Source organism: Hungatella hominis (genome assembly GCF_014288005.1).
GTDB lineage: Bacteria > Bacillota > Clostridia > Lachnospirales > Lachnospiraceae > Hungatella > Hungatella effluvii.
Genome location: NZ_JACOPB010000039.1, coordinates 1 through 7,587 on the forward strand (window position 1 = coordinate 1; position 7,587 = coordinate 7,587).

The 7,587-nt window shown below is 46.7% G+C and carries 9 protein-coding genes; all 9 read right to left on the bottom strand.

What is annotated here, in order from left to right; translation table 11 throughout:
* Positions 1-159 precede the first annotated feature (159 nt).
* The 9 genes from H8S75_RS31840 to H8S75_RS31880 all read right to left on the bottom strand — a co-directional run bounded on the left by H8S75_RS31840 (position 160) and on the right by H8S75_RS31880 (position 7,442).
* On the bottom strand, positions 160-345 hold the full coding sequence (locus tag H8S75_RS31840) for a hypothetical protein (protein WP_187024904.1): 186 nt from the start codon (positions 343-345) through the stop codon (positions 160-162).
* Positions 346-411: 66 nt separating this feature from the next.
* Entirely contained in the window at positions 412-609 is a 198-nt protein-coding gene (locus H8S75_RS31845) for a hypothetical protein (protein WP_156832404.1), read from the bottom strand.
* Entirely contained in the window at positions 606-2,159 is a 1,554-nt protein-coding gene (locus tag H8S75_RS33000) for a minor capsid protein (protein WP_243270551.1), read from the bottom strand. The genes H8S75_RS31845 and H8S75_RS33000 overlap by 4 nt, the downstream gene beginning before the upstream one ends.
* A gap of 47 nt (positions 2,160-2,206) precedes the next feature.
* Entirely contained in the window at positions 2,207-3,637 is a 1,431-nt protein-coding gene (locus H8S75_RS31855; protein WP_187024905.1) for a phage portal protein, read from the bottom strand.
* An 11-nt stretch (positions 3,638-3,648) separates the two neighbouring features.
* Positions 3,649-5,088: a PBSX family phage terminase large subunit gene (locus H8S75_RS31860; RefSeq protein WP_243270552.1), complete on the bottom strand. Its 1,440-nt coding sequence runs from the start codon at positions 5,086-5,088 to the stop codon at positions 3,649-3,651.
* Positions 5,078-5,827: a phage terminase small subunit gene (terS, locus tag H8S75_RS31865; protein WP_187024906.1), complete on the bottom strand. Its 750-nt coding sequence runs from the start codon at positions 5,825-5,827 to the stop codon at positions 5,078-5,080. Before terS ends, H8S75_RS31860 begins: the two co-directional genes overlap by 11 nt.
* Before the next feature lie 72 nt (positions 5,828-5,899).
* Positions 5,900-6,304 (bottom strand): GNAT family N-acetyltransferase, encoded by a 405-nt coding sequence (locus H8S75_RS31870; RefSeq protein WP_187024907.1) that lies wholly within the window; start codon positions 6,302-6,304, stop codon positions 5,900-5,902.
* A gap of 221 nt (positions 6,305-6,525) precedes the next feature.
* Positions 6,526-6,945, bottom strand: coding sequence for a hypothetical protein (locus H8S75_RS31875; RefSeq protein WP_320988039.1), 420 nt, complete (start codon positions 6,943-6,945; stop codon positions 6,526-6,528).
* Between the two features lie 332 nt (positions 6,946-7,277).
* Entirely contained in the window at positions 7,278-7,442 is a 165-nt protein-coding gene (locus tag H8S75_RS31880) for a hypothetical protein (RefSeq protein ID WP_187024908.1), read from the bottom strand.
* Positions 7,443-7,587 lie beyond the last annotated feature (145 nt).

Genomic DNA, 7,587 nt, shown 5'->3' on the forward strand with positions numbered 1-7,587 from the left:
GATAATCCCTTTGCTACTAACTCTTCTTTCTTCATGATCCCTTGCTCCTTTCGATTCATCTTCACTTGTTATCCCGGTCGTGGCCGGTGATGTCTCCCTCTTTTGCGCCTGGGATACCAAAAAAGGCGAAAAAATAACACCCAGGAGATTCCTGTGTGTTTATATCTCAGTAATGGTACTTATCTCGCTGACTCTCAGAATAATGGGCTTATCGTTTTGTTGTGTTGCGCATATAAACTCTATATAATTTTGGCAACAATCACCTATCCAATCAGCCAATGCGACTGCATCCCGTTCGCTTTTTATAATAATTTTTTCTCCATCTGACAATTTGATTTCAAACATGTTTACCATTGTTCCTCCCTTCAGACATAAAAATACCAGGGTATCTATAACCCTGGCACTCTTTACTCAACGGCCTATGATTTTCTTTTTCCCTGGCTGTGGCTGCGTCTTATAGAGTTCTTCCTTCCCTACATAACACTTTGGAAAAATCTTGGAAAGATGGTTCTTTACATCTTCATCCATCTTTAATCCGCGAAATTCTTCTCTGCGTCGGTCAAACTCCTCATATGTGGTGATTTTTAACAATTCTTCTTTCAGATTCATTTCACCGCCTCCTCAATTAAATCATAGAGCTCTGGACATTTGCTTTTAACCATTTCTGGATTTGCAATATATTCCCGGAACGGCTCTGACACAAACTCCATCATCAATTCATCACGAAAGTTACCCTCGCTATCAAATGCGTCCCATACCGTTTCGGCATATATCCTCCCTTGATACGGAGATACAAGCCCATCTTTTTCCAATAGAAATATATCGACTGGATTTCCCTCATTATCATAATAGGTCTCCGTTTTTATATCCCAAATATCAACTTCGCCTATTATCTTTTTCCTGATCTGAGATATTTTCTCGAAGTTCATCATCTTATTCTCTACCAAATGCCCTATTTCATGAACAACATCTTCTGTTTCCGCTCCTTTTGCCACATACAGTATATCACGAGTATAGTCATACTGGCTAGAGCCAATCTGGCCGACATCAATAACCGTGCCTGAGTGGATCTGCTTCTGTACCTTTGGTGGAACTGATGCAATCGCCTCATTGGCTGTCAATCTTTCCCTTGTTGTATTTCCAGCCGCTTTGTTATTTCTGACCAGATACTCTGTTTTTTCCTGTTTTCCTACTGTTTTGTCTTCTGCATACTTCTGTTTCCATTCTCTATACGTCATATCAGCCGGAACCTCCACAGTCTTCCCCGTCTCGGGATCCCTGGCCACCCGTAACTCACCGGACAGATCATCATCGTCATAATAAGGCACGTCAGTACAACGGCAGAAGCAGTGGAACGGCGGCATGTTTTCGCCAGTAATCTCTTTTCCCACCTCATAAATCTTACCGTCCTTATCGCCGCAGATATCACAGGTCTTACTGTCCAGCGTAGCCAGAATCTGGTATTTCTCTACGCCGTCCTCCTTGTACCCGGCATGGGTGGCCTCGCTCATCAGGAACGAACTCTCTGTATGGAGCAGCCGGTAAGCATCGAACTTTTTAGCATTCATCTTTTTGGCAAAGTCATTGGTCAGGGCCTGCGGACTCTTCCCCTGGACCATCATGGTTGTGAGCGATTCCATGAGTTGGGTCTTAAGATGATCCTTCTGTTTCCAGAGCCGGCTGGAAAAACTGGCGCCGTTGAAAGGGTACTCCAGCAGCTTCTCCACCGCGTGTGGATCTACCTGGGCGAATGCAGCGTGAAAGCCATGGTACTGATCGATGCTATACCATGTTCGGTAATAGGTATCCTTATAGACCTCCTTCATGGTCTGCTCTGCCGCAGCCTGGTAATCAACCGCATACAACTGACGGAGCATAGCGTCCACCTGTGTTTCAAGCGCCTGATACCGTGTGATTCTGGCCTTGATAGACATGTTGTTGACAGTCTGATTATACTTCCCGATGTTTTCCATGGCCAAATCAATAAAGTCCCGCAGATTACCTATCTCTGCCATAGATAACTGGCGTTGTGCCGCTGCATAAGAAAGGCCATTCTCTTCCGCGTATTCGAAGTAGAAAGCTTCTATGGTCTTCTGCAGTTCGCGGCGCGTCTGATTAAAGGCTTTCTCCAGTTTTGCATAGTATTGGTTTACCTGCATCTCTCCCGCTTTGTATATGGCTTCTTGTCGTGTCTGCCAATAGCCCATTACTCATCACCGCCCTTGCCACCTGGGGCCTTTTCGTCCGGATCCGCAGAAGGGAACATCTCGGAGATCTCCCGGTGGGCCTCTGTTTCTACTTCCTTCTGCTTATTGAGGATATCCATTTCTTTTTCCGGATCCTCGACCCACGGGTGTTTTGATACGATAGTCTCATCAGAGATCACTCCCCTTGACTGCTGGGCAATTTGGGAGAGCTCCAGATCATTCTTGACACTGGTACGTGTCCATGTCTGAACGATTGTGTCGTCTTTGATCTTGATATTCAGTAACCGGCAGACGCACCGGATAAACCGGCCAAAGCCCAGTTTAAATTCTGTCTCCATCAGGCCTGATTTAAGCTCCAGGAGGGAATATAAAAAGCCCAGGGCCACGCCTGAGCTGTTACCAAAATTCTGCGGGTCCGGATCAATACCCTGCCCCTGTTCAAAAATACATTTCCGGGTCGTAGCCAGCAGCTCCTTGCGGGCCTCCACCGGCAGCTCAATCGTTAGGGTGGAAACTCCCGACTTGTCCTCCCCGCCTTCATTCTCGATCTGAATTGCTTTGTAGTCCTTCAGTTCCCGGAGGAACTGGCCCAGATCGTCGCCACCATAGTTGGTAAGCACAAAAATAACTTCCTGAATATCTTCTAGGTCATTGACGAAACCGCTGAACACCTTGCAGTACACGTCGATCAGTGGCTTGATGTTGTCCAGATCGCCCGTGTCAATGTTGTTGTTGAAGAATGGGAAGAAAGGAACCTCACCGACATCATGCTTAAACTCGTTAACCAGGTTGCTGTTTCCTGCCGTGTCGATCAGTGTAAACGAATTGTACGGCATCAGCCCGGTGTCAATTACGCCCCCAGCTTCAATTGCGTACGCCTGACAGATCGTATCATTCCAGTATTCGTAGACGTCCAGTTCTTGTCCGTCGTCTGTGATATCGTGATAGCAGCGTAATGCTCCTTTAAGCTCTCTCTCCAGATTATTACTCCACACTGGAATCACCTGTCCTGATGGCACTATGGCATACTTATACTGCCCGCTCGCTTTGTCCTTCCATAGGTGTAGCCATGCCACAGAAGCGTTGGAAGCCTCTACACAGAGATCCTTGCAAGTCTTAGCATACTTATCCCCCAGAAATGCCGTCAATGCTTTATTAGATGCTTTATCACCCAGATCGAACAAAGGTGGTGCCGTAAACATATAGGACGCCTTCTGATTGACCAGGAGACCGTGGAAGTTGAGGGGGATCCTGTTATCTGCATTCCGCAGCGGGTTCTCCCCTTGCTCTGCTTCTCTTTTCTTAAGCGGCTCCAGCAAGATATCCGTCTGATTCCGGTAATACCGATCCGCAGTATCGGCCTCGGCAAGAAAAGCACCATGCCCCGCCGTATACTTCTTAATCAATTTTTTTACAACTTCCATTTCCATTTTTCTCACCTCTATTTCATAATTCGTATCCCTGTTCGATTCTTAATTATGCTCATGCAGAAATACCGCAGAGCATCTAATGCATGGTCGTGTTCCTTTACTGGTTTATCCTCTCCGCGCTCCCCGGCTTTCGCATCCCAGATGTAGGAAGCAAATTCCTTAATCAGGTTGTCACAGGAGGAATCAATAAAAATGGAACCCTGAAGCAGCAGCGTGGCCACGAACCGGATTCCGTCCAAAACATCATTTTTTGCTTTTTTTACTTTATAACCGTCCTTCTCCAGCTGAGCCTTAAAGCTGGCAGCTGCCGGATCCAGAATAACTGCCTTAATTGCAATACCGTCAAGCCAGGCTGTCAGGTCATCGGAGAACTCCTTATCCGTCTTCTGCCTCCCCTTGTCGCGGCCTGAGTAGTAATATTCCCGCCGGCAGTACCATTTCTTATCGGCAGCCTTATTCCACAACAAGAAGGCCGTAGGGTTCTGGGTTCCGTAATCGCAGCTGACGTACCGCTCATCTGTCCAGAAATCATGTCCTGTCTTTGCCTTATAGGACACCGCCAGCGCTTCTGCGTCCGTTGCATTTCGGGCAGGGTCGAACATATCATAGATAATGCCCTCGGCCATTGCCCACAGGCCCATGATATACCGCTTGAAGAATACCCCGGTATACATACTGCGGTATCTGGCCTTAATCTCCTCCGATAAACTCAGATTGTCATCCATCGTAAAATGGACATACAGCAGTTTCTTGAGCGCCGGATCAGCCCCTGTCTTAGCTGCGTCTTCCCGGATTTTTGCCACTTTTTCCTTACCAAGATAACCGATGGCCTTATCAATCCAGTTGACCTTGAACCAGTGATATGGGCCGTCCGGATTGCAGTTAAACCAGTACTTCGAACCAGTAACCGAGCACCGGCCGGTTGCCTGGTTGACAAAGGACTCCGGCATCAGGGCCACCTCATCGCAGAAGAGGCCGGCCAGTGTGATACCCTGAATCAGGTCCTGGCTGCGCTCATCCTTGCCACCAAAGATATAAAAGTAGTTCGTTATCTGGCCGCGGCTGATTTCCACCAGATTATCAGCCCGATGATCTGATACCCGATATCCACGACTTTTTAGCATCAGTTTCAGCCAAAAGAGAACGTTACGCCGGAAGGAGCCAATGGTCTTGCCGCACATGGCAAAGTTCTGACCGTTATATGTGCTCATCGCCCAGAATATAAAGGACAGGGACATGCAGACGGTTTTACCCGACCGGATAGCGCCATCGGCGATAATACCGTCATAATCCTTCACCGGGCTGTCAGGCAGCCACCAGGTAAGAATCTGTTTCTGTCTCTGTGAAAATGGCTGGAACTTGAAAGTCTGTACTTTTGTGAGAATTCCCCGCTTTTCTTTCAGCCGAGCCAGTTTCTCCTTCATACTGGCAATATGCTCTTTAATTGTCATCGGCTCCTGCCTCCCAAAGACTTTCGGCTTCTGTATTCAGTGCTGCCAGGAACCCATCATCTTCCTGCCCTGCTTCCTGGCCTCCAATTTTCAGAGTTGCCAGCTCCACCTTCATAAGTTCAATTTCCAGGCGTGCATCATCAAAACCGAATTTATGCAGGGACTCAATTGCTCGTTGCTTTCGGCCCTGAACACGGGTCAATGCATCTTCAATGGACTGGATCTGCCCCAGGACTGCCTGATCCTCTTTTAAATCTGTCCATTTATCTTTTTCTGTTCCCTTTTTCTTTTTAACTGTCGTGAAATCGCAATCCCGTAAATCTTCAATTCGTTTCAGCATCCGGCGCTCCCGGACTGTCAGGAGCTGGATCTCTTGAAGAAGCAGTTTCTCTTTATCTGGCTGGATCATGCCGATCAGCAGCCTCTCGTCGTCTTCCAAGGTATCAAAAAAGAGAGTTTCAAACTCTCCCGTAGTGACTGCATTCTTGTTTCCCGGCGGTCCGGTGCCGCCGTGGCCGACAGCATTCTTATTCCCCGGCTGCCCGCCTTTACGATTGGTAACGTTACTTTTCGCATTAGGTAACGTTACTTTAGCCCACTTATCCTGATTCTTCCATTTGCGGATCTGTTCCTCTGATACTTTCAGCTCCGCCGCTATATCTTTCAGTGGACGTTTCTTTCCACTTTTCAGCCATAATTCACAGGCTTTGTCCCTGTTCGGGCTTCTCGGCCTTGCCATCACCACCACCTCTCATTCGTTTCGTTTTTGGGTATAAGAAAAGAGACAGCCGGGGCCATCTCTTTAGGGTTATTAAATAATTGTCAGTTTTCTAGTAGTTTTATCTTTTGAAATAAAACTAAATTTGTTGTAAAAGGCTTCTAATTGTTCTTGATTCATACATTTTGCTAACTTAGCTACTTCCACACTTCGATATGTATCCGGCTTTATCTGTATACTTTCAATGCCATTTCTTTCCGCCCAAAACAATACTTGTGCTATTAAATATTTACCTATCCCATTTCTTCGATTGTTTTCACTAACACCAATTTCAGCAATCTTTATTACATCTTTATCAATCATACGTATATCTATATGTGCAATTTCATTTTCTCCATTATAAACTTTAATGCCTTTATTTATATCGCATTCTAAATTACTTACAACATTATAACCGTTGACACATTCTGAATTAATATCATTCCCATGATAGAACATAATCAGTACTCCTTTTTTTCTCCATCATACACCAAAATATGTCAAAAGAAAACACCCATCTTGCGACAGGTGCTTCTTAGGAGGAAACATGAATTATGAAGGATAAATCAGCCACCGACCGATGAAAGCCGGCGGCCGTCAATTGGGGGAGGGGCCGTTGGGTTATCGCCCTTTGGCCTAATTGTATTATCTCACGGATTGTGCGGATAGTACGGATAACTTTATTTAATTTTACACTTATCTAAATATGTATCCCTTATCATTTTTCTCGGATAGTCTGGGCTCTTGCTGTATCCAGTCTTTGCAGCTATCTTCTCCCACTTCATTCCATCGGTATAATACATTTTAAATACACACCGCGTCTGTCCGTCTTCAATTACGCTGATCCATTTCTCGACCGCTTGCACCTTAGCCTTTTTGACTGCCAGCGCCTTCTCCCGGTGTTCGTAAAGATCCCAATCGAATCCCACAACACTCTGCGGCCTCGGATAACCATCCCGATAATCAAATACTGTACTATTCCCAAATCCATTGTCACCCTGCTTCATTTCCTCAAGTTCCAATTCGAGAAGTGGAATTATCCGCTTTCTTTTTATTTCCCGGTATTCGTCCAGCAATTTTCTGGTTATTTTTATGTCCACCGGCTCCACCTCCTATCCTCGGATGATTATAAGCTCCAATCGCATACAAATGCCCCTGCCCCTCACAATCACAGTTCTTCCGCCTGCACCCCGCCGGCCAACGCTTCCGGCAGATCAGGCAGATCTTCTCAACCTTTGCAGCTCGGATACTCGACTGACGTCTGTACCGCTTCCAGATCGGCTCCCTCAACTTCGGATCCGAACACGCTGCCGTGTAACAGTATGCCGGCATCGTCGCGCTGTGTGTCTCTGGTCTGGGTCCTTTCAGTATGTATTCCTGCTTAGCCGCCCTGGCCCGCGCCGCCTGAAGGGCCATTGCATGTTCTTCTTTTCTATCCATGGCGTTTCCTCCATATCAGATACGGAATCAGCCATATCGGCAGTGTGACCGCGATCACAATCTTCACCATGCCCTTACCCCAGTACTTTGCAATCCGGCCGGCCCTGCGCCGCGTGGCTTTTAGGCCGGATACCATCTCGTCCATTTGTTTTATCATCGGATCTCCTCCCTTCGTTCGGAAATTATCAGTTTTGTGGATTAAAGATACGCTGCATCTGGAGCAATCACGCCATCTTTTCCAATCACAAACGACTGATGATATTCCAGCTCCCGGATAACCGCCGTGATAGTTTCAAAAGCCG

Coding starts and splice junctions, on each gene's coding strand:
- H8S75_RS31840 (WP_187024904.1), bottom strand. CDS start 345: ATGTTTGAAATCAAATTGTCAGATGGAGAAAAAATTATTATAAAAAGC.
- H8S75_RS31845 (WP_156832404.1), bottom strand. CDS start 609: ATGAATCTGAAAGAAGAATTGTTAAAAATCACCACATATGAGGAGTTT.
- H8S75_RS33000 (WP_243270551.1), bottom strand. CDS start 2,159: ATGCAGGTAAACCAATACTATGCAAAACTGGAGAAAGCCTTTAATCAG.
- H8S75_RS31855 (WP_187024905.1), bottom strand. CDS start 3,637: ATGGAAATGGAAGTTGTAAAAAAATTGATTAAGAAGTATACGGCGGGG.
- H8S75_RS31860 (WP_243270552.1), bottom strand. CDS start 5,088: ATGACAATTAAAGAGCATATTGCCAGTATGAAGGAGAAACTGGCTCGG.
- terS (WP_187024906.1), bottom strand. CDS start 5,827: ATGGCAAGGCCGAGAAGCCCGAACAGGGACAAAGCCTGTGAATTATGG.
- H8S75_RS31870 (WP_187024907.1), bottom strand. CDS start 6,304: ATGTTCTATCATGGGAATGATATTAATTCAGAATGTGTCAACGGTTAT.
- H8S75_RS31880 (WP_187024908.1), bottom strand. CDS start 7,442: ATGATAAAACAAATGGACGAGATGGTATCCGGCCTAAAAGCCACGCGG.